At 40.3% G+C, this 25,274-nt stretch carries 22 protein-coding genes and 1 pseudogene; 17 read left to right on the forward strand and 6 right to left on the reverse strand.

Annotated features, from left to right (window positions below):
* The first annotated feature begins 248 nt into the window (after positions 1-248).
* The 3 genes from ctpB to DSM106972_RS34595 all read left to right on the forward strand — a co-directional run bounded on the left by ctpB (position 249) and on the right by DSM106972_RS34595 (position 3,682).
* Entirely contained in the window at positions 249-1,595 is a 1,347-nt protein-coding gene (ctpB, locus tag DSM106972_RS34585; protein ID WP_127084946.1) for a carboxyl-terminal processing protease CtpB, read from the forward strand.
* 123 nt (positions 1,596-1,718) lie between these two features.
* Positions 1,719-2,693, forward strand: a complete 975-nt coding sequence (locus DSM106972_RS34590; RefSeq protein ID WP_127084947.1) for a glycosyltransferase — start codon at positions 1,719-1,721, stop codon at positions 2,691-2,693.
* 293 nt (positions 2,694-2,986) lie between these two features.
* Complete coding sequence (locus DSM106972_RS34595) at positions 2,987-3,682, forward strand: response regulator transcription factor (RefSeq protein ID WP_019494197.1); 696 nt, start codon at positions 2,987-2,989, stop codon at positions 3,680-3,682.
* Between the two features lie 541 nt (positions 3,683-4,223).
* On the opposite strand, the gene DSM106972_RS34600 is transcribed toward DSM106972_RS34595, so the two are convergent.
* Entirely contained in the window at positions 4,224-4,505 is a 282-nt protein-coding gene (locus DSM106972_RS34600; RefSeq protein ID WP_019494198.1) for an Npun_R1517 family heterocyst differentiation transcriptional regulator, read from the reverse strand.
* 828 nt (positions 4,506-5,333) lie between these two features.
* Between DSM106972_RS34600 and DSM106972_RS34605 the strand changes: the two genes are divergently transcribed.
* From DSM106972_RS34605 to DSM106972_RS34625, 5 genes are all read left to right on the forward strand, one after another.
* A complete protein-coding gene (locus DSM106972_RS34605) occupies positions 5,334-5,687 on the forward strand; it encodes an NAD(P)H-quinone oxidoreductase subunit M (RefSeq protein WP_127084948.1) in 354 nt (117 codons plus the stop codon).
* A 123-nt stretch (positions 5,688-5,810) separates the two neighbouring features.
* Positions 5,811-7,175, forward strand: coding sequence for an esterase-like activity of phytase family protein (locus DSM106972_RS34610; protein ID WP_127084949.1), 1,365 nt, complete (start codon positions 5,811-5,813; stop codon positions 7,173-7,175).
* A gap of 248 nt (positions 7,176-7,423) precedes the next feature.
* Positions 7,424-9,724: a protein phosphatase 2C domain-containing protein gene (locus DSM106972_RS34615; RefSeq protein WP_127084950.1), complete on the forward strand. Its 2,301-nt coding sequence runs from the start codon at positions 7,424-7,426 to the stop codon at positions 9,722-9,724.
* A gap of 100 nt (positions 9,725-9,824) precedes the next feature.
* Positions 9,825-11,405 carry a CHAT domain-containing protein gene (locus tag DSM106972_RS34620; RefSeq protein ID WP_127084951.1) on the forward strand — a complete coding sequence of 527 codons (1,581 nt, stop codon included), beginning with the start codon at positions 9,825-9,827 and terminating at the stop codon, positions 11,403-11,405.
* Positions 11,406-11,623: 218 nt separating this feature from the next.
* The gene (locus tag DSM106972_RS34625; protein WP_127084952.1) at positions 11,624-12,262 is read left to right on the forward strand and encodes a hypothetical protein; all 639 of its coding nucleotides are present in this window, start codon (positions 11,624-11,626) and stop codon (positions 12,260-12,262) included.
* Positions 12,263-12,476: 214 nt separating this feature from the next.
* Here the strand turns inward: DSM106972_RS34625 and DSM106972_RS34630 are convergent, their stop codons facing one another.
* The 5 genes and pseudogenes from DSM106972_RS34630 to DSM106972_RS34650 form a co-directional block, all read right to left on the reverse strand.
* Positions 12,477-13,853 carry a PrsW family glutamic-type intramembrane protease gene (locus DSM106972_RS34630; RefSeq protein WP_127084953.1) on the reverse strand — a complete coding sequence of 459 codons (1,377 nt, stop codon included), beginning with the start codon at positions 13,851-13,853 and terminating at the stop codon, positions 12,477-12,479.
* Between the two features lie 239 nt (positions 13,854-14,092).
* A pseudogene (locus tag DSM106972_RS34635) lies at positions 14,093-14,551 on the reverse strand (DJ-1/PfpI family protein).
* 224 nt (positions 14,552-14,775) lie between these two features.
* Positions 14,776-15,423 carry a DUF4276 family protein gene (locus DSM106972_RS34640; protein ID WP_127084954.1) on the reverse strand — a complete coding sequence of 216 codons (648 nt, stop codon included), beginning with the start codon at positions 15,421-15,423 and terminating at the stop codon, positions 14,776-14,778.
* Entirely contained in the window at positions 15,420-16,508 is a 1,089-nt protein-coding gene (locus tag DSM106972_RS34645; RefSeq protein ID WP_127084955.1) for an AAA family ATPase, read from the reverse strand. Before DSM106972_RS34645 ends, DSM106972_RS34640 begins: the two co-directional genes overlap by 4 nt.
* Before the next feature lie 624 nt (positions 16,509-17,132).
* A complete protein-coding gene (locus DSM106972_RS34650) occupies positions 17,133-18,548 on the reverse strand; it encodes an ATP-binding protein (RefSeq protein WP_127084956.1) in 1,416 nt (471 codons plus the stop codon).
* 119 nt (positions 18,549-18,667) lie between these two features.
* Between DSM106972_RS34650 and DSM106972_RS34655 the strand changes: the two genes are divergently transcribed.
* The 9 genes from DSM106972_RS34655 (at position 18,668) to DSM106972_RS34695 (ending at position 25,270) form a co-directional block, all read left to right on the forward strand.
* On the forward strand, positions 18,668-19,444 hold the full coding sequence (locus tag DSM106972_RS34655) for a BrxA family protein (RefSeq protein ID WP_127084957.1): 777 nt from the start codon (positions 18,668-18,670) through the stop codon (positions 19,442-19,444).
* A complete protein-coding gene (locus DSM106972_RS34660; RefSeq protein ID WP_127084958.1) occupies positions 19,428-20,009 on the forward strand; it encodes a BREX protein BrxB domain-containing protein in 582 nt (193 codons plus the stop codon). The genes DSM106972_RS34655 and DSM106972_RS34660 overlap by 17 nt, the downstream gene beginning before the upstream one ends.
* Positions 20,010-20,021: 12 nt before the next feature.
* On the forward strand, positions 20,022-22,199 hold the full coding sequence (gene brxC, locus DSM106972_RS34665) for a BREX system P-loop protein BrxC (protein WP_127084959.1): 2,178 nt from the start codon (positions 20,022-20,024) through the stop codon (positions 22,197-22,199).
* On the forward strand, positions 22,147-22,329 hold the full coding sequence (locus DSM106972_RS34670) for a hypothetical protein (RefSeq protein ID WP_127084960.1): 183 nt from the start codon (positions 22,147-22,149) through the stop codon (positions 22,327-22,329). The genes brxC and DSM106972_RS34670 overlap by 53 nt, the downstream gene beginning before the upstream one ends.
* 281 nt (positions 22,330-22,610) lie before the next feature.
* Positions 22,611-22,835, forward strand: coding sequence for a DUF2281 domain-containing protein (locus DSM106972_RS34675; protein ID WP_127084961.1), 225 nt, complete (start codon positions 22,611-22,613; stop codon positions 22,833-22,835).
* Positions 22,836-22,848: 13 nt separating this feature from the next.
* Positions 22,849-23,280, forward strand: a complete 432-nt coding sequence (locus DSM106972_RS34680; RefSeq protein WP_127084962.1) for a putative toxin-antitoxin system toxin component, PIN family — start codon at positions 22,849-22,851, stop codon at positions 23,278-23,280.
* Positions 23,277-23,516, forward strand: a complete 240-nt coding sequence (locus tag DSM106972_RS34685) for a hypothetical protein (RefSeq protein ID WP_127084963.1) — start codon at positions 23,277-23,279, stop codon at positions 23,514-23,516. Before DSM106972_RS34680 ends, DSM106972_RS34685 begins: the two co-directional genes overlap by 4 nt.
* A gap of 27 nt (positions 23,517-23,543) precedes the next feature.
* Positions 23,544-24,032, forward strand: coding sequence for a hypothetical protein (locus DSM106972_RS34690; RefSeq protein WP_127084964.1), 489 nt, complete (start codon positions 23,544-23,546; stop codon positions 24,030-24,032).
* Positions 24,026-25,270 (forward strand): AAA family ATPase, encoded by a 1,245-nt coding sequence (locus DSM106972_RS34695; RefSeq protein WP_127084965.1) that lies wholly within the window; start codon positions 24,026-24,028, stop codon positions 25,268-25,270. Before DSM106972_RS34690 ends, DSM106972_RS34695 begins: the two co-directional genes overlap by 7 nt.
* Positions 25,271-25,274 lie beyond the last annotated feature (4 nt).

Consider the following 25,274-nt stretch of genomic DNA (forward strand, 5'->3'; position numbering starts at 1 on the left):
ATCTTAGTAGACACAAGATTAGGTGCTTGGTACGTATATAAGGGTGTCATTTGATTCTAAGTTGCGTAGGGAGAGAATCGGCTCTATTAAGAAAGAATGTAGCAACAGTTACATCTGTTTTCCAAAATAAATTTCCGGTTAAATTTTCTTTCTTTGAGGAAGCAGAAACAGTATAAAGACTTTAATCGCTTCTTTAAAAAGCTAATTGCTAAACTGTCAACAACACATAATTATTTCAGCTAATATACATGAACCAATCTGCGAAACGTTACTCGCCGCTGCAAGTCGCTTTGATTGGTGGAGCAATTGCCTCCACAGCTATGCTTTCTGTGTTTGGTCCGGCATGGTGTCGGTCGGTCAAAGCTGCGCTACAAGATAGTCCAAAAGCGATTGTTGACCAAGTATGGCAGCTAGTAAACCGTGAATATGTAGATGGCAAATTTAATCAACAAAATTGGGTAGCTATTCGCCAAGAATTGTTGAGCAAAAACTACTCTTCGCGTGACGAAGCATATGTTGCCATTCGCGGTGCTTTACAGAAGTTAAATGACCCCTACACTCGATTCTTGGATCCAAAGCAATATGAAGCCCTGACTAGTCAGACTTCGGGTGAAGTATCTGGGATTGGTATCCGGATGGAGGTTAATAGTAAAACTAAGCGCTTGACGGTAGTTGAAGCCATCGAAAACTCACCAGCTTTGAGGGCAGGTGTTAAACCTGGTGACCAAATTGTCGCAATTGACGGCAAACTGACGCAAAACATGAAGGTTGACGATGCCTCGAAGTTGATTCGTGGTAAAGCTGGAACACCAGTCACCTTAAGATTATTACGTGACGGCAAAAGCGATTTTAATTTAAATTTAACACGAGCTACTATCGAAGTTCCAACTGTTCGCTACGCTTTACGTAATGAAGGTACTAAGCGTGTTGGTTATATTCGTCTACGTGAATTTAGTGCCCATGCTGGCGACCAAATGCGAAAAGCTATTCGTGACCTTAACACAAAAGGCGCCGATAGTTACGTATTAGATTTACGTGGCAACCCAGGTGGTTTACTACAAGCGAGTATTGAAATCGCGCGCATGTGGATGGACAATGGTTCAATTGTTCGCACGGTAGACCGTGAAGGTGTAAGTGACGAAACCTTTAAAGCCAACCGTACAGCATTGACAAATTTACCTCTTGCTGTATTAATCGATGGGAATTCTGCCAGTGCTAGTGAAATTCTTACAGGCGCCCTTAAAGATAATAAGCGTGCGGTTGTAATTGGTTCTCAAAGTTTCGGTAAAGCTCTTGTACAATCTGTACACGAATTAGCAGATGGTTCAGGTGTCGCAATTACAATTGCCCACTACTACACACCACAAGGAACCGATATTAACCACAAAGGTATTACCCCAGATGTCAAAATTGACCTGAGTGAGTCACAGCAGCGCTACCTAGCATCAAATCCAGATTTATTAGGTACACAAAATGACCCTCAGTACGCTCGCGCGTTATCAGTACTAACCAGCAATAACTTTGCAAAACCATCTCCACCAAATCAAACTTCACAAAGACCCGTCAACGGACGTGCAGTTGATTTGAAACTGTAAACAATGTAGAGACGTTACATGTAACGTCTCTACAAACAAAAATATCAATTTAGGATTTTGGATTGGGAATACTATGGACGTAAGTAGTAAGTAGTAAATCCCATTATTCAAAATCCTTATTTTATGACTACAAAATCAAACGATACATTAAACAACAAACACATAAATTATTTGCCCAAAGTTTCTGTAGTTGTTCCAGTGTATAATGGTGAAGAAGATTTACGCGAGCTAATACCTTGCTTACTGGCACAAACTTATCCATCAGAACTCGTAGAATATTTACTTGTAGACAATAACAGCAGCGACAATACCCTAAAATGTCTACAAACAGCGGCAGAACAGTGTCCGATTACAATACATCCATTCAGCGAAAATAAAATACAAAGCTCTTACGCAGCTAGAAATACAGGAATTCGTGCAGCAACTGGAGAAATAGTTGCTTTTACAGATGCTGACTGTCGTCCACAACCGCAATGGTTAGAGTTATTAGTACAACCATTCGTTAATCTTGATGTTGCCATAGTAGCGGGTGAAGTTGCTGCACTCCCTGGCAAGACATTATTAGAAAGATTCGCCGACCGTCAAGAGACATTATCACAGAAACATACTTTAGCACATAAGTTTCGTCCTTACGGTCAAACGGCTAATTTAGCGATTCGACGTATTGCGCTACAAAAAGTCGGATTATTCCGTCCTTATTTAACGACAGGGGGTGATGCCGATATTTGCTGGCGAATTCAACAAGAGTATATTGGTAAATTAGAATTTGCGCCTCTTGCTATCGTTCAACACCGTCATCGTACTACTTTAAAAGAACTTGCCTCGCAATGGCGCCGTTATGGACGTTCTAATCGCTACCTGCACGAATTGTACGGTATTGATTTAATGCGGGCAATAACGCTCTCTGAATGTGGCTACGGTTTGGTTCGTTGGATTGTTAAAGAAGTGCCCAAACTTAGTTTAAAAGCTGCTTTAGGTAAAGGAAGTGTGATTGATATATTAAGTACTCCTATTGGATTATTTACTGCTAGAGCGCGCTATTACGGTCAAATGTCAGCGACTATGCCAGAAAAGGCCTCTGATATTGATTGGTTGTAATAAAGAAACCGGGTTTCTATATGAAATCCTTGTTTCTATTGCAAGATACCGATAAAGAAACCGGGTTTCTAGCGCGAAATCTCTGTTTTGATTACAAGCTTGACAAAGAAACCGGGTTTCTATATGAAATCCTTGTTTCTATTGCAAGATACCGATAAAGAAACCGGGTTTCTAGCGTGAAATCTCTGTTTTGATTACAAGCTTGACAAAGAAACCCGGTTTCTATTGCGTTTCTGCACTGGCGCCATCAAATCGCGTTAAATTTAAGAAAAGTATGGGACAAGGATGAGTCAATGTCAGCACAATTGTTACTGGTAGATGATGAACCAGGATTGCGCGAAGCCGTGAAAGATTACTTAGAAGATAGTGGTTTCAGCGTTCAAGTTGCCAGTAATGCCCGTGAAGGGTGGGATTTGATGCAACAAAATACACCAGATTTGCTAATCTCGGATATTATGATGCCACAAGTAGATGGCTATCAATTTCTGAAGCAAGTACGTGAAGACGCCCGTTTTAAATCATTACCTGTAGTATTTTTAACAGCGAAAGGGATGACGGGCGACCGTATTCAAGGATATCAGGCAGGAGTAGATGCTTATTTACCCAAGCCGTTTGACCCCGATGAATTGGTCGCTATTGTCGAAAATTTATTGATACGACGTACTCCCAGTACGCAGCAATCAGGAGATGATGGTGAAACGCCAGATATTGCCGAACTGGCGAAACAAATTGCTCAAATAAAAGCACTTTTAACCCAGAAAAATGCAATAGCGCAATCACCAGCACCATTTACCATCGATTTGACACCTAGAGAACAAAGTGTTTTAAATCTGGTTGCCGAAGGATTAATGAATAAAGAAATAGCTCGTCGTTTAGAAACAAGCGTTCGCAACGTCGAAAAATACGTTAGTCGTCTATTTAGTAAAACTGGTACAAATAGCCGTACTGAATTAGTACGTTTTGCACTCGAACACGGATTGGCAAAGTAGGAGTTACGGGGGGTGTCTAAAAATCCCCCTGTCTCCTAGTACAAAAATTTATGAAAATGTATTGCGGAGCGAAAAATTACCCTGGAATAATTTGGTTGTCAATCTGACCTTGTTTATAAGCAAGGAATGATTGGTTTAGTAGGCACCCAAGTATCTTGTGTAGTGCAATGGGTGAGGGCTACTGTAAACGTGACGACTTTTCTTCCGTTAAGAGCTTGTGAGGCAATCTACAATTTCCGGCTGTTACTTAATCAAAGTGAAGCGCATCGGCCGCTTGTTTATCTCCAGAGAACACCTAAAAAAAAAATCCATTTAGTTAAAGGTTGTTCCTGCTGACCAATCGACGTGCCAAATAAAATTATAGGACTGCCTTTGAAAGCCTATACAGCATCGGAATAGAAGTTGTAGGGTTTTCGTTACATAAGCCGACTTGTGCATGTTGTGTACAAACTGTGAACATAGAGTATTGCTGGCAAACTTAAAAAAATTTACCTTTTTATCTATTCTATGAACGCTATACTTAGATTAAATTATTTAAGTATTATTGATTTGTTTCAGTAGAGTTACGTAAACGCATTAATTGACGACGCATTTGCGGAGAAGCCTTAAACTCGCTAACTTCATGAGCTTTAACCGCCGTTTGCAAAGTCTGAATGAAATCATCTGACCCATCTACTAATGCTTCTAAAAGCACTTGTAGTAGTTGGTCGCGGTCGGAAAATAAACTTTTTTCCTCAACCAAACGAAACTTGAGATGGATTTCACATTCGTATACGCCAACTTCGACGCTATTAATTGGACGTGGTAACGGTTTCGAGTTCATAATTTTCAGGATTCCTTCGGTTGTTGGGTCAGTCGTTACTGGGGAGCAGCAGTTTAAATCGCTGCTATTAGCTATATCTTTTTTAAATCTCTCTAGTTTGAATTAAGAATTCTTGTTAGTCAATGCAATTTGTATCCCATGTTGCTCCTTTGTTTACTTTTTTTTGTACTTATACTCTTTTTTGTCTCTCAATTTACCCAGCTACCCCCACTCCTATGCAATTTAGGTAAACCATAACTATTATTCAATTTTTATGATTCTATACAATGAAGTTTTTGTAAGAACTTGCTGGTGCTTTTTAAAGGTTTTTACATCAACTTGATATTAACGTCAACAACAGTTTTTGTTTTTACCTTTAATGTGGTGTTTATACGTAAGTGATAACGCTGATTTTTTTTTGATAATGTCACGCTAGAGCCAACTGCATCATTACTACGTAAAAATACTAAATGTATGATTTGTTCATTGGAACGAAAATTGATAAGAATTGGGTAAAGAAACTAAGTGTTTTTGACAGTAAATAACTGCATCGGTATGAACGAAACTTTTTGTAGTCAGAAACCGGGTTTCTTTACCCACATCTTGTAATAAAAACAACGATTGTACATAGAAACCCGGTTTCTTAGGTTTCTAGCAGTAAATACTATTGCCGAATGACCACAACTAAAATACTCTAGTTCCCAAAAAAATAAAGAAATCAACACAAATCTATTCTGTAGCCTCAAACACGAATGCTTTGCATCAACAAATATAGGGGCAAAGAGTTGGGGTGAGAGAGTCTACAATTATTTAGAGTGAAATTAACCCTTAAGAGAAAACATCCTCCCTATGGAAGACAACGCAATGCTGCTTAAGTCAACAACCCGACACATCCGTATTTTTGCGGCAGAATTAGACGCATCTGGAGAATTGGTACCCAGCAGTCAAGTCTTAACGCTGGATGTTGACCCCGATAACGAATTTAATTGGAGCGAGGATGCCCTACAACAGGTTTATCGCAAATTCGACCAATATGTCGAACAGAACGCAGGTAGTGACCTCACCGACTATAACCTCCGTCGCATCGGCTCAGATTTAGAACATTTAATCCGCTCACTTCTACAAAAAGGTGAAATAAGCTACAACCTGAATGCCCGTGTTGCTAACTACAGCATGGGTCTTCCCCGCGTTGAGGCACAATAGAGTGGAAAGTGCTGAGTGCTGAGTGCTGAGTTGTAAGTTTTAAGTTATGAGTACACGTAGTAAGTTTTAACTTCGCTCCTCAACACTCAGCACTCAGCACTCAGCACTCATAACTCTTTAACTATGCTTAAATTCACCTTAACCTTAGCTGTTATTTCACTACTAAGTGTTTCGCAAGTGCAAGCTGCCGAACTTGTTGGACGGGCAATTTTAGCGGCTGATACATTTGCTCCTGGCTCTACTAGTGGGCAGTTTAAAAAGACTCAACGTACTACCCCTTTTTTATTTGCTCAACCAGTACAAGGATTTTCGTGTGTTGAACCTGGACCGAAAGAGGGTACATTTTACGTGATTTCAGATAATGGGTTCGGCGCCACTCGTAATTCTTTAGATTATGTGCTGCGGATATACGCGGTTGAACCAGATTTTTCTACGGGCAAAGTATATCCTGTTGATTTTCAAACGGGAGAGCGACTTGTGTGGTTTAGTCGTCAAAGCTTTATTGAACTCAACGACCGTAACAAAAAAGCGAATTTTTCTATTGTCGCTCTTCAAGTAAATTATCCTAACAGCAATATTGCTGTGTCGCAGATAATCAAAACCAATCGCTTACTCACAGGTGGTGATTTTGACCCAGAATCTTTTCGGCGCCTAGATGATGGTAGTTTTTGGATAGGAGATGAGTTTGGCCCATTTTTACTACATTTTGACAAAACAGGTGAACTACTGGCTCCTCCCATACCACTACCAAATTTTTCACAAAAAGGCGCCCAAGAATTTGTGAAATCTCCTGATAACCCAGAATTTGCTTCGTTTCCAGAACAGAAGCGTGCAAGTGAAGCTAACTTGGGCGGTTCTAGCGGTTTTGAAGGTTTAGCAATTAATACTAGTTTTACCAAGCTGTACGCAATGTTAGAAGGGGCGCTTAAAAAAGATGTGCCTACTCGTTTGTTGATTAATGAGTTTGATATAGCAAGTCAAAAATATACAGGCAGGGTTTTTGCATACAAGTTAGAAAATGCAAGTCATGCCATTGGCGAATTAACTGCGGTTAACGATAACGAATATATTGTGATTGAACGGGATAAGAATCAAGGCGACCCCAATAATCCGGCTTTTAAAACACCTGCCTCGTTCAAGCGTCTTTACAAAATTAATCTTGACAAAGTAAATAAAGCAGGTTTTGTAGAAAAAGAATTATTAGTAGATTTGCTGAATATTTCTGACCCCAAGGGTATTGGTACAAATGCCACTAAAAACGGTGTGTTCACATTTCCCTTTGTAACGATTGAGAGTGTGCTGCCACTTGATGCTAGAACGCTGCTGGTAATTAACGATAATAACTATGCCGATAGCATTGGGCGAATACCGAAACAAGCTGATAACACCGAATTAATTAAAATCAGGCTAGACAAACCTTTGAACTTAACTGTTACTAGTGGCGCCACAGCCTCTATGAGACAAAATGCCTACTCCAATTCTAAATAATTTTTTGGTTTAAATTAAGCGTTATTTTGCTCGTGTTCTTATAGACTATAACAATAGTTTCTTAATTTTTTACTGTCTAATCGTCAAAAAACCTGATTGTGACTGTGTTATACATAATTTGTAACCAGATTCATGTAAACGAAAGTCAATGGTTGATATATATTAAAAAAACCATGCGCGGTATAGGGTGCCGCTGTTTGTTGTTTTGATTAAAATTGCTAAGGTAAGCCGATCGGTCGAAGAAAACTATGGAACAAGATGCGGCAACGCTCCACTGCCCAAACGAACTTTGTCAGGCAGCCAACCCGCTTAAGCACAATTATTGCCAACAGTGTTCAACGCCTCTGCCGAAGCGTTATCTTTGGGCAGTCACAGAAGGAAAAAGTCTGGGAGTCTTGGGCAACCACATCGCCGATCGCTATTTAATTATTAGCCAGTTTGTTGTTCTAGATACTAGACCCGGACTAGTCCCACAGGTACCAGACACTGAATCGCTACAAAAGTTAAGACCCTATCTCCGCTTATTTCCTTACCGCTTACACGTTCCTCAAGTGTATGGAATTATTCCTAAAAGCGATTCGTCCATGCCTTCAAACATTTTGCTTTTAGAGAAACCACCGCTTCATATAAACACAGAACTCGAAGTGCATTTGCATCAATCGTTGGACTCAGCATGGGGTGAGGCAACCTCAATGCGTCAGTTAAACTGGTTGTGGCAAATCGCACATATTTGGCAACCGTTGGCAAGTGAGGGAGTCGCGACTAGCTTGTTAGACCCTTTATTATTGCGACCCGAAGGCGGTTTAGTAAAAGTATTAAAATTACGCTCAGACCCTGAAGTTGCTCCTTCTATCTCGCAATTAGGTGATTTTTGGCGCGTGAATTTACTGCCAAACACAAAAAGTGCCATCAAAGAATTTTTTACCCAAGTTTGTGATGCTTTAATATCGGGTGAAATTCATTCTGGTGAGCAGTTAGTTGCTGTTTTAGACCAAGGACTAATCTCACTTGGCGCCGCAAGTGGGGATATGTCTCAGTATTCGGTAAAAATAGTTACAAACACTGATACAGGGCCAAGCCGTCAGAGAAATGAAGATGCATGTTATCCAGCAGCAGGCAACATAATTAGCAAGCCACCATCACCTACAGCTTTAGCAATTGTTTGTGATGGTATTGGTGGACATGAGGGTGGTAATGTCGCCTCGAATATTGCCATAGATGTAATTCAACAGCAAGTTAGTCAGTTAGCATCAGTCCCTCGCGACCGTATCGACCCGACAGTTTTATTAGCTGACTTAGAAAAAGCGGCGGCGGCAGCAAACGATAAAATAGCTGTGCGAAATGATAGCGAGGGTAGACAAGGGCGCCAACGGATGGGCACGACGTTGGTAATGGCATTACCTATTGCCCACGAAATGTATATCACTCATGTAGGTGATAGCCGTGCGTACTTAATTACACGCAAAGGGTGCTACCAAGTCACCCTAGATGATGATGTGGCATCACGAGAAGTACGACTCGGATATGCAGTTTACCGCGATGCCGTTATGCAAGGCGCCAGTGGTTCTTTAGTGCAAGCTTTGGGAATGGGTAACAGTAACTCGCTGCATCCAACGGCTCAAAGGTTTGTGCTAGATGAAGACTGTGTGTTTTTGTTATGTTCGGACGGTTTGAGCGACTTTGATAGAGTTGAACAATATTGGGAGACAGAAATATTACCGATTTTGACCGACGGTGTAGACATTACAGAAGCAGTCAATAATTTAATCGAAATAGCTAATAAGCAAAATGGACACGATAACGTCACAATTGCACTGGTTCAGTATCAAATAAAATACACAGAACCAGAAAAAATACAGGTTCCAAATATTGCTGATTTATCCACGAATTATAAGTCAGGCAGCTATTCTACCACTAGTGCGCCGACTAATTTGGTTTCAGGACACAGAACACAAGTAATACCTGATACAGCCCAGGCAAAGAAACCGATACCTTTACATTTAATAGCACTGTTGGCTGTGGTGACAGTGGGAGGTTTAATTGGGCTATTAATACAACAAATACTTTCTCGTCAAATTCAGCTTGGGACGACGATATCAACATCACCACCAGTTGCAACATCTCCAACTTCAGTAGAAAGAGTCGCGCCGACCAAAGGTTCGTTAATTAGCGTCATATCCCCAATTGCATTTAGTCGCAATAGCTCTTATCAAGTAGCTGGTAGTATTCCACAGAATACAACTTTAGTGGTTATAGACTCAAAATCAACAACAGGCGCCGACCAAAGCGACTTACTGCATTTGCAGGTTTGTCAAGTACCCAAACAACAGGCAGAAGCACCCCCAGTTGCACAAAAAACAGTGCCAATTATACAAAGTGAAGAAATTTGGGTTCAAAAAGAAATACTTCAACCAAACAAGAACGTCTCAATATCCCAACCAGAGAAAAACGTTAATTCTCCATGTAATGCAATACTCAAGGAATCTACAAGCGGCAATATAGAAAAATCTCCATCGAAGACAGAACGTGCTCGTCCACGCAATTTATAACCACTCCGTCATATAAACTAGTAGCAAACCTAAAATATTTTTATGGCGAATTCGGTTAAAACTATAAAGAGATAGTCCCTAAAGAATGCCCCTTGAAACCATGCCATCCTTAAACCTGGCGATAGCCCGTCTAGTTCATGCTGGCACCAACAATTTCGCTATTTGGGTGGTGCGCGCTCCTTACTCTAGTGGGCACGTTTTTCACGATTGCGTTTGGACACCCAACCTGACACAAGTATGGCAGGAATGGCAACAATTGTTTGCTCTTCACAGCAACCTCGATGTATCTCCCAACGCCAGCGAATCTGATAAAATTCAATCGAATTACTCCTTACCAATCGAATTACCCCAACCTGCCACAGGACAACCAACTAACTACGCTGGGCGCCTAATGCAGTACTTTGGTAACTGTTTATGGCAATGGGTATTCGATGGACCAATTTTAAATAGCTTAGAACACAGTCGAGGAATCGCAGCAGGACAAGAAAAAAGTCTCCGTCTGCGTCTAGAAATACGCGATCCTTATTTGGTATCGGTACCTTGGGAAATTATGCAGCGTCCCGGTCAAGCTGCAATTTCTCTCAGTCAAAACGTCATATTTAGCCGTACCACCAGCGACGTTGACAAATTACCATCTTTACGTAGCGATGCTGGGTTAAATGTATTGCTTGTGCTTGGCGATGACGAAAATCTTCAACTCGAAGCTGAAGCTGAACTTTTAAAGCGAACCTTAACACAAGGTACTGCCATTGGTAGCAACTCACGTGGTTACGCTCCATGTATCGTTACTAAACTAATTCGCCCTACCCCCGAAGAATTAATCGCGGCATTAGAAACGCGGGCATATAACGTGTTTTTTTATGCTGGTCATGGCTTGCGTGGACCAGATGGCGGCATATTAAATCTCCACCCCAAAGCCACACTCAACGGCATTGAGTTGGCTCAGGTATTAACGCGCACAGGTGTAAAATTAGCTGTTTTTAATTCGTGTTGGGGCGCCCAACCTTTGGCAGTTAATCATCAACCAATACCTTACAGTAGCTTGGCAGAAGTATTAATACGACATGGCGTACCAGCAGTACTGGGAATGCGCGATGTCATTGCCGACCGTGAAAGTCTTAGCTTTATTCAAGCTTTCTCAGAAGCACTGCGCTCACGTCGAGCTATTGATGAAGCAGTAGCCGATGCTAGGCAAAAACTACTATCTTTATATAAATTTAACCAACCTGGTTGGACACTACCCGTTCTTTATTTACATCCAGAGTTTGACGGGCAATTAATTCGCAGCTTAGACGAGAGCATTACCGAATTACCGACTTCTCTACCAGAATTTAGAAAAACATTCCCTGCTGCTTCACTGCGACTACTTACAGATGGAACAAAACAACTACTTCCAACTCCCATCACCCGTATTGGTCGCACCACAGACAACAACATCATCATTCCCGATTTATCAGTTTCTAGGCAACATGCTCAAATTATTTGTCGAGATAGTTTTATTGACACAAAGTTAGAGCAAAGCTACTACTTACGTGATGATTCAACAGCAGGTACTTTAATATATCAGTCTGGAGCATGGCAACGAATTCATCATGAAGAAGTACCACTAAGGTCAGGGACGCAATTAAAATTTGGCAGTAGCCGTGGTGACATTTGGGAGTTTATGATTGAAAACTCATAGACGATTTGTCAAAAATCCATGAAATTACTCTTGACATAATTAGATTTTTATTTAAAACATATTATTTCAACGTATTATTCTGTGAGTATCACTTAAATATTTTGTATCACACAAAAACAATACGCGATCATTTTATTCGTTTTGCGGAAACCAGAGCGCTTATGCTGTAGCTCATGGTACACAAACAAATTAAACCATCCAATAAGGAAAGCCTAGAAATGACTCACACAAAAAACGACGCACTTAACAGTTCAGAGTTCCAACCATCTGCAATTCACCTAGAGTTGCTCGAAGCATTACTCGACGACGAAGCAACATATCCCTGGAACCCAGCATCTCCCGAATCAGAAGATTTCTTTCATCAATGTGACGCGCATTTTGCCATTGATGAACTTCTCGAAGTTGATTCCGGGCGCCAAGAAGCTTTTTACAGCCATCTTGATACTTTGTGGTCTAACACACCAACCTTGCAATCTCAATGTAACACACCTGTAGTATCAATATCAAAACTTAAAGAAAGTTTACAATCAGCGATTTCTTCCCGGATTCCTCACGAATGGATAGAAAAGATAGCACAAAAAGCAAGTGATTTATTTAATTCGCCAATGTCAATAGCAGACCAATTAGTAGAAATTGCCGCATCTGTAGTGCCCGCTTTAGGTGCTGATGATTTATCTGTACTAGCGCGTCCATATGCGTATGCAATGCGTAGCGAAACAACTACATTAGAATCAACACTTAAAAAAGTGGGTGGACACGAATGGAATAATTTATCAGAAATCGAGCAAGCACGGGTGAGTGTAGCAGTAGCTTACTACGCACTCCAACAACTCAAAAATTCTCAAGCAATAGACTAAGTGCTTGGTAAAAAAGATGTGATAAAACGCACTCTAGTATCAAAAGACCATTTCACTATTTTAAATCTAACTATAGGCTCTTGTTGTGTAATAACCATCTATCAAAAGATAGAAATAAAGTGAAAGCAAAACAGTGAAGTACTGCAATTCAGGTTATAAGTGAGTCATATGAATATCAAAATAAAAAGTAACCGGGGAAAACCCAGTTGCTTTTTTATTTTCGTTCTAAAAAACGTGTAGCAAAATTTTGTGAACGGTTTGGAGAAAGAGCGCGTGCTTTAAGAATAGCAGCCATCAAAAAGGCGTATGAAATTACACCAACAACAACTAATAACAAAGCATTAATAGCTCCAGAAGCATTCCATAAAGCATGAAGCGCGGCCGCAGTTAAGTAACCCACAATTAAAATTCGCACACCCCTACTTGGTTTAAGAACAGCCAAACCAATGAAATATCCTAGATAACCGCTATAAGCCATATGACCAGCGACTAATCCTAATATTCGGGGAATTAAAAGCTGTAACCCTACCAACTGCCCAGCATCGGCGCCCGATTGTTGTGCAACACTTAATGTAATTTGTGGCACATATTGACCTAGTGTTTCCAACAGAGTAAAACCGACCGCCGAAGCAGTGCCAAGTAGAATACCATCAAGAGGTTCAGAGACACCAAGTCGTTCACGCCAAGGAGAAGGAAGCGTTCTTGATATTAAAAATATACCCAAAACAGGCAACGCTTTGAGCAATTCTTCCATTAACCCGGCGCCAAAAAACATCCGCACAAGTAATTCAGTTAAGGTAATTTCCTGATTTTCTCTGGGTAAATTACCTGGTAGAACAACACGGAATATATAAATAAATAAATCTAAAATAGGACTTTTTAAAAGTATTGCCGTCCCCAAAGCAGAAGCGAGTAATATCCACCAAGGTTTGTGCTTGCCACACAAACGATAAATAAAATAATATGCAGCAGAAGCAATATAAGTACCAACAATAACTTGATTAGCTTGCGGCGAACCAACCGTAGCAAACATTAACACTACAAATACAACAGTTAAGATACCAGGGATTAAAAAAGCTTTGCTAGTTAAATCCTTTCCGGTTGAGATAATTGGGAACAACTGTGTAAAGCTTACAGAATCTATTTGTGTAGGCGCCTCATATTTGCTTGCGGGGGTAAGTGAAGTAGCGGCAGCGGAATTAATAGCAGTTTGTTGATGAGCATTATTTTCATATTCAAACTGAAATATAGGTCCATCCTGTGCCAAAGAAATGCGGTCTCCAGAATGTAACTCTTGACAACCCTCAAGACGCTGACCATTAAGGTAAGTACCATTAGCACTACTAAGGTCACAAATCACCCAACTGCATCGACCATCAGGGGAAGGAGAAATGGAACGAACAACCGCATGGCGCCGTGATACCATCCGAAACTTAATGGCATCCAGAGCAATTTGACAACCAGGGTCGCGTCCAATTACCACCTCTCGATTTTTGAGTAGGGCATAATTCGACTCAGACCCACTAGGTACTCCGTTACCAGACACTAGCCGCAGAAAAGCATTCGTCAACGGCGCGTTTTGAAACGTCATTCATTTACAAGGTGGTTATTAACGATTTTACTCATTGATAAATACAATATAGCTTCACTCTATATAAGCAGAATTAAAAATTAAAAATTAAAAATAAAAACACCTTTAAGTAAACCATACTGAGTATTACCAAAACGTGCCTACACAAAAATTTACCAAAGTAAATATATTAATTCTGTATTTTTCAAATCTTTTTCTTGTGGAGCAGGCATCCTTGCCTGCCCCCCTCCCCTACACATCTAAACTTCAGCCAGTTCTAAATCTTGCTCAACATGCTCAACCCTAGTACCAAGCAACTTAAGAAACTCAGCCAACCAACGCGGATGAGCAGGCATTCGCCGGCGCCGTCACCAAGTTACCATCAACAATAGCCTCATCAACAGCAATTTCTACGTATTTTCCACCGCCCCATTCACATCTGGACTACAAGCAGCATACGCAGTACAAGTTTTGCCTTTTAGTACATCTGCTGCCGCAAGTCACTTTAAAACGTGGCAAATAGCAGCAATAGGTTTATTAGCGTAGGCAAAGTTACGGGTAACTTCTATCACTTGAAAATTATGACCAGGTTTCTCGCTGTACGTTTGGTCTCCGTCAAAATCATGCACAGCAGTACATATTTTCTCACCAGCCTTTTTATTCGGGCAAACAGCGTGTACACTGTGCCCAACCATCTGTAAAGCTTGGAAAGGAACCATCACCTCCTAATCTTCAACAAAATCGCCCACAAGCATTAAAATATTTTTGCTAGCCAAAATTAATAACATCTCCTAATTTTGATAAAGATATTGCCAATGATTTTTGAGCGATTATCACTACTTTTGAAAGTATAATATCTACTCAAGTAAGGTGGGCTTCGTCCCACCACATCCAGGTTTTGCTAGACATTACTCACCCAGAGTGTATTTTCAAAATCAATCGCCTATGAGCTTAGGTTTTCAAGGCGCCGTAACCATTGGTTAAAATGTTGGCACTGTTGACGTATAGTATCCAGACCAATATCGATGGCAATTAAGGAGCCATGCAAGGGTTTTTCATATCCATCACAACATCTAAGAATTCGTTTCGATGGTGCTGTTGCAGGGTCATCATTAATATGTTCAGGTGAAGGAAATGCGTTACGTTCTGCTTCCAGGGTATTGACAACACTTGCGTCAAACCATTCAGAAAACGCTTGTGCCTTGCTGTACAAAAGCCCTTCAAACTCGTGAACTAGTAAATTCGGGATAAAATTTTTGTGCCCAATGTCTTTACTCAATTCCTGCTCAAGATATTCAGCTTTTTGAAACGGGTCGCTTGTTTGCGGCAAGGAACTCTTACCAGGAAAGTCATTGGGTAGTGTATATAAATCAAACATTGTTGTGACAAAGGCTGATCTGTCTTCAAGGCATTTCTTATTTAATTGTGGCTTGATTTTGGCGTAACTTACGACACCACCTTTACTAACAGAACTAGTTTTTACAAGAATTGGATTGAGGAATATATTTTTTTCCTGAAAATAACCGTATAGTAACTCTCTGACAAAAGTTTCTTCGGTTTGTCCTTCGACAAAAACATTGATTCGTATCATCGTGAAGGTCTTCCCCCTACGATGTTCTTCTTCCAAAGTTCCCCTAAACTGTAATCTTCAAGCCAACTTTCTAAATCACGCTGTTTGAGTCTGTGGAGTGATGATTTCCCTTCGTTACGGTCTACAACAATCACATCATTTGCATCAAACTCGTTGAGCAATTCAACTGACTGCGTTGAAACAATTACTTGTTTAGATGAAGCACGCATTAACGAAGCTAGGACGGTAATTGCATACGGATGAAGACCTAATTCAGGTTCATCAACTAAAATTGTCTCTGGCAGAAGGGTATCAGGTTGAAGAAAAACGGTTGCTAGACAGATGAAACGAAGTGTTCCATCCGAAAGAAGATGGGCTTTAAACGGAATATCCTGGCCTCGTTCAAACCATTCCAGTTCAATAACATCTTTATTTTGTGGAGAAGGACGTAAATTAAAGTCGCCAAAGAAAGGAGCAACAAGCCGAATTGTTTTAACAATTTTTTGATACGATGCTGGATGGCTATCACGCAAAAAGTATAAGAACGATGCAAGGTTACGTGCATCTGGACGTAAATAAGCGTTGTCATTAATACCATGTGGCTGTTTTACATAAGCACTATCGCTTGTGTCATGAAAATGATAAACTCGCCACTGTTTAATAACAGGCAATACATAACTTTCAAATACTGTTCCAATTGTTCTTACAGCTTGAGATTCAAAATGACCCCTACCCATGTTTAACTCACTATGCGTGGGAAGCCAAAAAGATTCTCTGTAGAACATCAAGCGATTATCCTGAGTGGGTTCAAGCTCGGCTAAATACCTGTTATTACCAAGATATAACTGAAATTCTAGTTTCTCTGTGACTTTGCGTCCAAAGTGTAATAGTGCATCAGGACCACCCTGTCGGCTGACAAAAACTTGTAAGTTCTGTTCCAGCAACTGCTGAACCATACGGAAAAAGCTAATAAAGTTAGATTTTCCGGCGCCATTACACCCAATTAAAACATTAAGTTTATACAGTTCAATATCACAACTAACGATAGACTTAAAGCCTTTTAAGACTATTCTTGACAGATTTTTATCATTATTTATCTCCGTCATATCACCCCCGAAAAATTTATACCATGCGTTCTTATCGCGTAAAATATAGCTTTGGTGCTTTTCTGCTCTCGTCGCAGGCGTATTTATTGCGCTAATCTAATTTTAGTTTTAAAGCGTATTCTGGTTTATATTTCGCTAGCGTCGATTTGCGTTAAAACACTTTTTTGTTGATTTTACGAGGGTTTGAGGATTTGAGGGTGGCTGTTCTCGATTTGCGTTAAAACACTTTTTTAAAGGTTTTGCAGGGGTTTTAGGAGTTGAGAGGGTCTGATCGAGATTTGCATTAAAACACTTTTTTATTGGTTTTGCAAGGGTTTGAGGATTTGAGGGTGGCTGTTCTCGATTTGCGTTAAAACACTTTTTTATCGGTTTTGCAGCGGTTTCAGGAGTTGAGAGGGTCTAATCTCGGTTTGCGTTAAAGCACTTTTCTATGGGTTTTGCAACGGTTTCAGGAGTTGAGAGGGTCTAATCTCGGTTTGCGTTAAAGCACTTTTCTATGGGTTTTGCAACGGTTTTAGGAGTTGAGAGGGTTTAATCTCGATTTGCGTTAAAGCACTTTTCTATGGGTTTTGCAACGGTTTTAGGAGTTGAGAGGGTTTAATCTCGATTTGCGTTAAAACACTTTTATGCCCAAAAAGGAAGATAGCGAGCATAGCGGGTAGATGTTGATTCAGATTCATCTGTCTTGATTAAGCCAGCTTCTTTGGCAGTTCCAATAATTAGAGAAACAGTTGCTGCCTGTGACTCGCCCAGACGAAACCGCTCCCGTAGGGTTTGGTTAGACATTCGTTTATTGTTGACGTATAACAGGCAGCAATGCTGGTAACAAGCCCTAGTTCGGTCTGCTTTGCTCATGTCTGTAAAATCTTGATGGGCAAAAAGTACTGCTGTGGTGCGTGTGTCACCTACTCGAAAATCTGGCGCGGGTAACTGAAAATCTTCTGCTGCGCTTACAACTTTGTCAATGCCACTACCTTTTTCTTCACATATACCGAAACGTCTCATTAAATTAGCGAGTTGTTCATTACGAGAGCGATTTTCATCAATAAATCGTTCAACCTTAATTGGAGGAATGCCAGGATTAGATATTTCAATGCGGTCGCGATACATCTCGATCATGACTGAAGTACCTGTTGCAAGAAAATCCTGATGTACCAAAGCATTCGCAATAAGTTCTCGTAAAGCCTGTGCCGGAAACATCTTTACTTCTTCCCTCAAAACTTCCTCTATAAAGCGATTTTGTGGTGCTGCTGAGTGAACAAAATCTACTAATCTGTCAAAGCCAACAGCATATCCTCGGTTGCCTGTCTTTTCATCACGAGTTCGTAGCTTATTATCACCCTCGTATATAATTACACGGGGCGCTTTACGAGCCAATGTAGGGGAAAAAGCATCCAGTTTTTTTGCCAAAAGGATGGCAGCCAGGTTTGTGATTGTCCAATACTGTGCTGTTTGTTTGATTAAATGTTGGCTCTGCAATCTTTCAAGCACAGCATCACGGTTAGTTGGATAGGGAATTTTTAGTAGTTCAAAGTAGGTTTGGGTATCGAGGAGAGCGATTACATCTTCAGCACTGGCATCACGGGCGGATCGAGAAAACCAATCTTGTTGGTCTTCTGCAAAAATACTCTTGAGTACATCTGGTGTCATTGGCACCAAATCTTCTCCCGCTCTCATTAGGTAGGCGCCATCAAAGGATAATGGTTGCCCAACAGGACGAGTTGGCACTTCAAAAACCAGCACTCGTCCATCAGGATGCTGCAATTCTGTAACGTCTACTCGAAATCTGAGTTTATCGACAATGCGAGCTTTAATGTCGTTGAGAGAAGTTACAGATGGAAAAGCTTGTGAACCTACGACCCGACGCGGGGGCTTATCGGTTACGCCCAAAACCAGATATCCACCACCTTCGTTGGCTAGAGCCACGCAGTAACGCAACAATTTAGTTGTATCGTACTGTTGCTTGGCTTCTTTGAATTCTAGGAATTCTGTTTCTGCGGGTGCATTCAGCCATTTTTCCAGGTTTTCAAGGGTAATCATGCAGCATCTATCTCTTGAGCAGTTAAAAACCTTACCTTATGTACTTAATAAGCTTCTAAGTTATGTTTAATTAATTTATTTATGAGATATATATTATAGCAGCAGGAATATCGGGACTAATGCCACAATCTTATGTTTATACAAGCAAAATTATTAAAGCAGGAGCGCTCATAGCAGACACAAAAACTCTTTTGGCAAACTGGGATTTATCGCGCACTGTGGATGAGAATTTAGATAAGTTCCTTTCTGAAAATATTTTCGGCAAAGCATCTCGCTCAAGGGTAGAGGATATTTTAGCTATTTTTCGTCAACGATACTTGATGGAGGCGCCTGTAACAAAAGCATTGGTAACTTTGGTAAATCACAGATTAAGAGCAGAAGTACTTAACTGTATTCTATACTTCCATGCTACTCAGTCTGACCGCTTGCTTCATGACGTTGTTACAGATTTACTAGCTGATTTATACCATTTGGGAAGGCAAGATATCAGTGTAAATGATGTCAAAAATTGGATTAGTAAACAAATTGCTGAAGGTAAAACAAGCGGTGCATGGTCAGACTCGACGATAACACGCTGTGCTAGAGAGATTTTAAGCACACTAAGAGATTTCGGTATACTGAAAGGAGCAGTTAAAAAGCATCTGGCGCCTGTCTACTTACCCGTAGAGGCATTTGCTTATATTGCTTTGTATTTAAAACAACATCAACCATCGGGAGAAAAACTAATTAATGCAAGTGAGTGGCAACTGTTCTTTTTGTCAACTAAAGCTGTCGAACGCTTCTTTATGGAAGCACATCAGCACGGACTGCTGGAATATCGTGCAGCAGGGTCAATTATCCGGATTGATTTTCCCACTGAATCTATAGCTGAGTACGCCCATGTTATCGCTTCTTGACCGTATATCACTTTTAGAAAATGACTTAAAAGCAGTCCCCCAAAGGATTAGCGTTCACCATGACTTGCCATTTGCAATTTTGCGGTATGACCCAAAGGAGGAATGGGAGGTGCGACAACAGGCAAAACTGTTAGCAACTCGGATGGGTGAATGCGGTAAGGAAGTACGGATAATTTCGTTGGCTGAAATGTTATGGGAAGCAATTCAAAACTCTGAAGGGTTGGAAGCAATTGTAGACCTAGAGAGGGAACGCGGTTTTAATGACGCGCAAGAACAAGTAAATATATATCTATCTGATTATGATTGGTGTCCTTTAACAAATTTGTTAACTGCTTCCTTACAGTCCCTTGACCCACAAAAGCATATTGTATTTTTGACGCGCGCTGCGGCAATGGCGCCAGCAATTTACCAAATGTCCAAGCTTTTGGATGAAATGCAAGGTCGAACGCGAGTAACAACTATTTTGTTTTATCCGGGAACACTAGAAGGAACAACAGGTTTGCGGATGATGGGATTAAAAGACCGCGAAGCTATGGGGAACTATAGAGTAAAAATATACGGATAAGGATGGGAAGGGATGAATACGATTGGCGAACTTTTGGCAAGGGATTTGGGACAACCTATCGAGGAAATTATCAAGGTTAACCAAATTGATGAGGAATCAGTTTATACCGAAATAACTGAGTATATCGCCACGGAACGCATTCTGGAACAGTACCGCAGTTTACTTAAAGCTATTGCTGATGAAGCATCTGAGCCAAGTGAAGCTATTGGCGTTTGGATTTCTGGTTTTTTTGGTTCTGGTAAATCTTCTTTTGCGAAAAATTTAGGCTATGTCCTTTCTAATCGTCATGTTAAAGGTGTTGCAGCTAGCGAATTGTTTAAAAACCAAATTAAAGACCGTCGCTTGGGTGAATTTTTAGATTTGATTAACACCAAGATTCCTACCGAAGTGATTATGTTTGATGTTTCGGTAGACCGAGCGGTTAAGCGTACAAACGAACGGATTGCGGAAGTTATGTACACTGTCTTGCTGCGAGAGTTAGATTATGCAGAGGACTATGATATTGCTGAGTTAGAAATTGAAATCGAACGGGAAGGTAAATTAGATGAGTTTATTGCCCGTTGCTACTCTACTTATAGTATTGAATGGCGAGTTGTCCGTAAAGGCGCCCAGAAAATTGCTAGAGCTAGTGCAATTCTCCATGCTTTAGACTCTGTAACTTATCCTAGCGCTGATAGTTGGGCGCTATCGCTGCGAAATAAAAGCGCTGATATTACAGTGGGTAGGTTTGTAGAGCGAACTTTTGATTTGTGTGCGCGACGTAGACCGGGGAAAGCTTTAACTTTTGTCATTGATGAAGTGGGACAGTATGTTGCCCGCAGTGCCGATAAAATTGAAGATTTACGAGCAGTGGTAGAGCAGTTCGGCAAAGTTGGTAAGAATTTATTAAAAGCAAAGAAAGTATTAGCACCAATATGGGTAGTTGTTACCTCACAAGAAAAACTGGATGAGGTTGTTGCTGCTATTGACGATAAACGGGTAGAGTTAGCCAAGCTGCAAGACCGCTTTAAAAATCGGATTGATATGGCGCCTGCTGATATTCGAGAGGTGGCTACCCGACGGGTTTTAAGTAAGAAAGATGCAGCAGTGCCAATTTTGCAACAGTTATTCAAGGAGTCGCAAGGACAGTTAAACGCTGCTTGCAGATTGGAAAGAACAACACGTAAAAGTGAAGTTACGGAAGCAGATTTTGTACAATTTTATCCCTACCTACCGCATTTTATCGAGCTTTCGATTGAGATTATGTCGGGTATTCGGTTACAGCCAGGGGCGCCGAAGCACTTTGGTGGCAGCAACCGGACTATTATTAAACAAGCGTATGAAATGTTGGTATCGGAAAGAACTGCTTTTGCAAAACAACCTGTTGGGACTTTAGTTACATTAGATAAGATTTTTGAGTTGGTCGAAGGTAATTTATCTACTGAGAAAAGAAACGATATCGACGAAATAACTCAACGTTTTAAAGATAACCAAGAAGACAATGGCATGGCGCCAAGAGTCGCGAAAGTAATTTGCTTACTGGAGTTCGTCCGAGATTTACCCCGCACACTAACGAATATAGCAGCTTGTTTAGTCGATAAAGTTGGTCAACCAGCACCCGTTGCAGCAGTAGAAAAATCATTAAAACTCCTCTACGATGCCAAGTTTATCCGTAATACAGAAGAAGGTTATAAGTTACAAACGGCACAAGAGAAAAATTGGGAAACTGAACGACGCTCCAACTCTCCTAGACCGAGAGACAGAACCAAGATAATTAGGGAGTCTCTCAGGGATATATTTAGCGATGGACGGTTAAAAACTTATCGTTACCAGAATTTACGCAATTTCTCTGTAGCAATTAAAGCTGATGGAAATACAATTAATGATGGACAAATACCGCTTAGTATTTGCACTGCGGCTTCGGAACAAGAATTTACAGCAAAGGTGACAGATATTCGTAATGAAAGTCGCCAAGAAAGCCATAATAATGATATTTACTGGGTATTTTCTGTAAATGAGTACATTGATAACTTAGTAGCTGAATTGTATAAATCGCGTCAGATGGTTGCTAAGTATGACCAAATGCGAGTGCATAACAAAGCTACAAATGAAGAGTTAGCGTGTTTACAAACAGAGAAATCTGAAGTATTAGGTTTTAGTGAGAATTCAGGAATTAACAGCACTGACAGCGGAAAAAGAGGTAATAATTGAACGAGTACGGTTAGGAGATTTCTCCTCAGAACCCATCGACTCAGAAGAAGCAGTAGAACAAGTAGTAGAAAGCTTAAAAGAACACTTGCTAAACTTAGTAAGTAAAGGAGTAAAAATTATTTTAGAGTAGCTGATCCCCCCTAACCCCCCTTAATAAGGGGGGAAAAAGACAGGTTAAAGCCTCCCTTAATAAGGGGGAAAAAGACAGGTTAAAGCCCCGCTTAATAAGGAGGGAAAAGAGGGGTTAAAGCCCCCCTTATTAAGGGGGGTTGGGGGGATCCAATTCAAAACCTAGGTAGTATTGAGAGCAATACCTTCTTGTAGAGCAGGCATCCCGAACCGCCCAAGACAAGCTAGAGAGCTAATCCCACAACAGAACCACAACACACCATAATTGTAAAGGAATAAATTATGAATATTGAACAAGCAGTATTAGAAAAATTACGAGAGTTGCCCCCAGAAAAACAACAAGAAGTATTGGATTTTACTGACTATTTACATCAAAAAGTCACTCCCAAGCGTCCCCTTCGCGGTATTAAAGGTTTATGTGCTGATTTAAAAGTAGATATAACAGCGGAGGATATAGCTGAAGCAAGAAAAGAAATGTGGGGTAATTTTCCGAGGGAGATTATTTAGTAAAGATGAAAGAATGAACAGACCAATACAAATTGTAGTTGACACTAACGTGTTACTTTCTGGTTTACGCTCTAAACGTGGCGCCTCTTATAAACTATTAACAATACTTGAGGACGAGCGCTGGCAATTAAATATCTCTACCGCTTTGGTTCTTGAGTATGAAGAAATTCTTAAACGAGAAAAAGACCAATTAACCTTAACCTTTGAGGAAATTGATGATTTTACAGATGGAATTTGCTCTCTGGCTAACTTATGTGATATTTTTTACCTATGGCGCCCAACTTCTCGCGACCCAGACGATGATTTTCTGATAGATTTAGCTGTTGAAGCAAGTGCCGATTTTATTATTACTTATAATCAGAAAGATTTACAAGCAGCTTCTCTATTTGGCATTAAAGTAGTAACACCGAATGAATTTCTACAACAAGTAGGAGAAATACCATGACTAATTTAAACGTACAAATACCAAATTCTCTATATAAACAAATAGAAGCAAAAGCAGCTAAAGAAAATGTACCTATTGACCAACTAGTTGCTATCGCATTATCAGCACAAGTATCAGCGTGGGCAACTAAAGACTATGTAGAAGCAAGAAAAGCGCGCGGTAGTTTGGATAAATTCAAACAAGTGTTAAGCAAAGTTCCCGACGTTGAACCAGAAGATTACGATAAATTATCGTAAAAGCAAATTATAATACATAAAATAAACATGGATAAATCCCTGAGAAACACCCTCCGCAACGTAGTTACTCAATGCCGTAAAATACTAGAAGAAGCAGTTGCAGAAGTATTAGAAGGACAATTTGGTATTTACACCTCCGGTAAACTAGAAGATGCTAGTCGTATGGAGCATCTTTCAAGTGATGATTTAGAATATCGCGAACAGTTATTAATTCATTTACAGCACATTCAAGCAGCAGGTACATCTGGCAAAGCTGTCAAACAACTAGAAAAACAAATTGACCGTCAAGAAGCTTTAATTTCCGAACTACAGGACTTTGAAGAAAAACTGCGGCGCGCTGCTAATCTTAATTTAGAACCAGACCTCAACGACGGTGTAGTTCTCAACATTGCGCCATTGTGGGAACTGGTACCTTGGAGTGAAGCGAAGAAATATTGGCAGGAATTAACTGCTGGTAAGTATGAGTGGTCTACCATTGGTAAGCAGCTAAGGGCAAAGGGTATAGTTAAATGTTAAAGGAACTTCACTGTAAGCTTGTTGGTCCAGCATCCCATTTTGATGTTGAATTCGCCGATAGACTTAATATACTTACAGGCGATAATGGTTTGGGTAAAAGTTTTTTACTCGATGTTGCTTGGTGGGTACTTACTGGAAAGTGGGTAGACCAACCTGCATATCCACGACGAGCTAGAGAGGATACTCCAAAAATTACAGCTATACTCGGCGCCTCAAAAAATATAAAAGAATACCAAAGTTACTTTGATTTTGAAGAACAACAATGGCGCTGTTTACAAATGCCTCCCTTATTACAAGAGGTAGTTATTTACGCGCGTGTTGATGGTGGTTTCTCTGTATATGACCCCGCACGCAAACGGGATAATGCTTATAATTTTACCCCTGATACGCTTTGGAATGGTTTGAAGTCAAAAGGCAAAGTTGTTTGTAACGGTTTAATTCAAGATTGGGTTACATGGCAAAATCAACCAAATAAATATCCATTTGAACTTTTCGCTAATGTCATCAAAAAACTGGCGCCTCATCCAGAAGAATGGATAAAAGTAGGAGAACCAACACGAGTTTCTGTAGAAGACGTGCGTGATATTCCCACAGTTGACCTTCCTTACGGTAATGTTCCTGTAATTCACGCTTCGGCAGGAATGAAGCGTATTTTGGGACTTGCTTATTTACTAGTGTGGACTTGGTATGAGCATAAAAAAGCTTCAGAATTACGACAAAAAAAACCAGTAAATCAAATAGTTTTACTAATTGATGAAGTTGAATCTCATTTACATCCACAGTGGCAAAGAGTGATTTTACCAGCTATTTTATCTGTGGTAGAAAAATTACAAAAAAGTATGAAAATACAGGCTTTAGTCACTACTCATTCTCCCCTTGTTCTTGCTTCTTTAGAACCAAGTTTTGATGAAGAAGAGGACAAATTGTTTTTATTTAAATTAGAAGAGAAAGACGTGACTTTAGATGAAGTACCTTGGGCAAAGCAAGGAGATACAGTTGGTTGGTTAACATCAGAAATTTTTGGACTTAAACAAGCGCGTTCTAAAGAAGCAGAAATTGCTATAGAAGCAGCAGAAACATTAATGCGTCATGATGATTTGAGTGCATTTCCGGAAAACTTGAGAACCCATAAACAAATTCATCAAGAACTGCAAAGACTTTTACCAGGACATGACCCATTTTGGCCTCGCTGGATAGTCACAACACAAAAAAGAAATTCTGGTTTATCTGGGGTATAACGTA

It is taken from the genome of Dulcicalothrix desertica PCC 7102 (assembly GCF_003991905.1).
GTDB classification, from domain to species: Bacteria; Cyanobacteriota; Cyanobacteriia; order Cyanobacteriales; family Nostocaceae; genus Dulcicalothrix; species Dulcicalothrix desertica.

Coding starts and splice junctions, on each gene's coding strand:
- ctpB (WP_127084946.1), top strand. CDS start 249: ATGAACCAATCTGCGAAACGTTACTCGCCGCTGCAAGTCGCTTTGATT.
- DSM106972_RS34590 (WP_127084947.1), top strand. CDS start 1,719: ATGACTACAAAATCAAACGATACATTAAACAACAAACACATAAATTAT.
- DSM106972_RS34595 (WP_019494197.1), top strand. CDS start 2,987: ATGTCAGCACAATTGTTACTGGTAGATGATGAACCAGGATTGCGCGAA.
- DSM106972_RS34600 (WP_019494198.1), bottom strand. CDS start 4,505: ATGAACTCGAAACCGTTACCACGTCCAATTAATAGCGTCGAAGTTGGC.
- DSM106972_RS34605 (WP_127084948.1), top strand. CDS start 5,334: ATGGAAGACAACGCAATGCTGCTTAAGTCAACAACCCGACACATCCGT.
- DSM106972_RS34610 (WP_127084949.1), top strand. CDS start 5,811: ATGCTTAAATTCACCTTAACCTTAGCTGTTATTTCACTACTAAGTGTT.
- DSM106972_RS34615 (WP_127084950.1), top strand. CDS start 7,424: ATGGAACAAGATGCGGCAACGCTCCACTGCCCAAACGAACTTTGTCAG.
- DSM106972_RS34620 (WP_127084951.1), top strand. CDS start 9,825: ATGCCATCCTTAAACCTGGCGATAGCCCGTCTAGTTCATGCTGGCACC.
- DSM106972_RS34625 (WP_127084952.1), top strand. CDS start 11,624: ATGACTCACACAAAAAACGACGCACTTAACAGTTCAGAGTTCCAACCA.
- DSM106972_RS34630 (WP_127084953.1), bottom strand. CDS start 13,853: ATGACGTTTCAAAACGCGCCGTTGACGAATGCTTTTCTGCGGCTAGTG.
- DSM106972_RS34640 (WP_127084954.1), bottom strand. CDS start 15,423: ATGATACGAATCAATGTTTTTGTCGAAGGACAAACCGAAGAAACTTTT.
- DSM106972_RS34645 (WP_127084955.1), bottom strand. CDS start 16,508: ATGACGGAGATAAATAATGATAAAAATCTGTCAAGAATAGTCTTAAAA.
- DSM106972_RS34650 (WP_127084956.1), bottom strand. CDS start 18,548: ATGATTACCCTTGAAAACCTGGAAAAATGGCTGAATGCACCCGCAGAA.
- DSM106972_RS34655 (WP_127084957.1), top strand. CDS start 18,668: ATGCCACAATCTTATGTTTATACAAGCAAAATTATTAAAGCAGGAGCG.
- DSM106972_RS34660 (WP_127084958.1), top strand. CDS start 19,428: ATGTTATCGCTTCTTGACCGTATATCACTTTTAGAAAATGACTTAAAA.
- brxC (WP_127084959.1), top strand. CDS start 20,022: ATGAATACGATTGGCGAACTTTTGGCAAGGGATTTGGGACAACCTATC.
- DSM106972_RS34675 (WP_127084961.1), top strand. CDS start 22,611: ATGAATATTGAACAAGCAGTATTAGAAAAATTACGAGAGTTGCCCCCA.
- DSM106972_RS34680 (WP_127084962.1), top strand. CDS start 22,849: ATGAACAGACCAATACAAATTGTAGTTGACACTAACGTGTTACTTTCT.
- DSM106972_RS34685 (WP_127084963.1), top strand. CDS start 23,277: ATGACTAATTTAAACGTACAAATACCAAATTCTCTATATAAACAAATA.
- DSM106972_RS34690 (WP_127084964.1), top strand. CDS start 23,544: ATGGATAAATCCCTGAGAAACACCCTCCGCAACGTAGTTACTCAATGC.
- DSM106972_RS34695 (WP_127084965.1), top strand. CDS start 24,026: ATGTTAAAGGAACTTCACTGTAAGCTTGTTGGTCCAGCATCCCATTTT.